Source organism: Streptomyces sp. NPDC101166 (genome assembly GCF_044768125.1).
GTDB lineage: Bacteria > Actinomycetota > Actinomycetes > Streptomycetales > Streptomycetaceae > Streptomyces.
The window spans coordinates 1-1,395 of the sequence record NZ_JBIWPF010000131.1 but is presented as its reverse complement, the minus strand read 5'-3'; the positions used below and the strand labels follow the sequence as shown (position 1 = coordinate 1,395).

General features: G+C 65.6%; 1 protein-coding gene. It reads right to left on the bottom strand.

The window, feature by feature from the left end; all coding sequences use genetic code 11:
• Positions 1-180: 180 nt before the first annotated feature.
• On the bottom strand, positions 181-1,395 hold a 1,215-nt coding region (locus ACIRS4_RS37035), incomplete at its 5' end, for a DUF222 domain-containing protein (RefSeq protein WP_404204485.1).

Here is a 1,395-nt window from a genome sequence, read left to right as displayed (position 1 = left end):
GTGGACGGCGTGGGAGGTCTCTGGGCTTTTGTCTCGAGAAGGTGATGCGTGCAGTCCCTGGGCCGGGATCGGCGGGTCACGGCTCCCAGCTTGGCGTCAGCCCCAGTCCGGCAGGGCAGGCGAGGCGACCACGCTCCATGTAGTTTTGCGCACGCCAGCAGGACACGAGCAGCACGGGTTTCACGCTGCCCGTGAGCGCCACATTCGGCAACTGGAATCGATGGCGGTGGCGATCGCCTGCCCCACGTGATGACGATCATTCACCCGTGGAAGGCCGGTCGGGTCAACACTCTTCGGAGCAATCCACCCCGTCCGGCCTGGATGCGGTGAGTCTTTACCCATCACAACGGTTTTCCAGCCATCGGGGCCATCGTTGATCAACGCGTGGCAGTGATCGCACGCCAACGTGAGGTTGTTGATGTCGGTCGGACCACCCTTGGCCCAATCATTGATGTGGTGGGCGGCGCACATACTGGCTGGCTGTTCACACCCGGGGCGGGTGCATCCCTTGTCGCGGGCGAGCAGTGCGAGGCGTTGGGCCAGGTTGGCGGTTCGACGCGACCGTTGCAGGTAGATCGGCATCCCGTCGCCGTCGAGGACCGCCAGGACCGGGCGGGTGCCTTCGGCCATCTTCAACGCTTCGTTGATCGAAACCTGGGTGCCGGAGGCGGTGGTGGCGACGCCGGTCCCGTTTTCGAGGTCGGTCAGGCTCATGGTGAGCACGACCTCGACCGGCAGACCACGGTGCATGCCGAGGGTCCGCATGTTCACACCGGGCTGCACCAGCGCGAGCAGGGCATCGTGGGTGCGCTGCCCGGCATCGCGACGGTCACGACGCGCAGCAGTATCGAGAACACTGTCGGCGATGAACCCACCCGCAGCGGACGGGCTTTCCGGGTCCTCGACATTGCACATGCCGGGCCGGGCGAGCTTGGCGAACACCGCATCCAGGCAGGCACGCAGCTCGGGGGTGATCCAGCCCTCGATGCGGGTCATCCCGTCCACACCGGGACGGCACAGCGTGATGCCGCGACGGCGGCGACGGTCAGCGTCGGAAACAACCTTCCCATCGGGATCCAGGCGGGCGAGGATGTCGCGCCCGATCTTCAACAGATCATCGGGCCACCCGTTGCGGGAGTAATCGACAAGGATCTGCTCGGCCTCGGCCCGCGCCTCAGCAGGCACATCGACGGGCAGATGGTTCATCACATCCATGATGTGGCGCACGTGATCCCGAGAGATATCGCCCGCGGCAAAGGCTTCCGCGGTGACCGGCAGTACTGGCGGGGCGACATGGCCGGTCTGTTGCACGAATTCGCCGCAATGGTGGGTGATCTTCACCCGCACCGACGCGTCATACCGGGAGAGCCCAAGGGTGTGGCGCAGGAAAGGTAC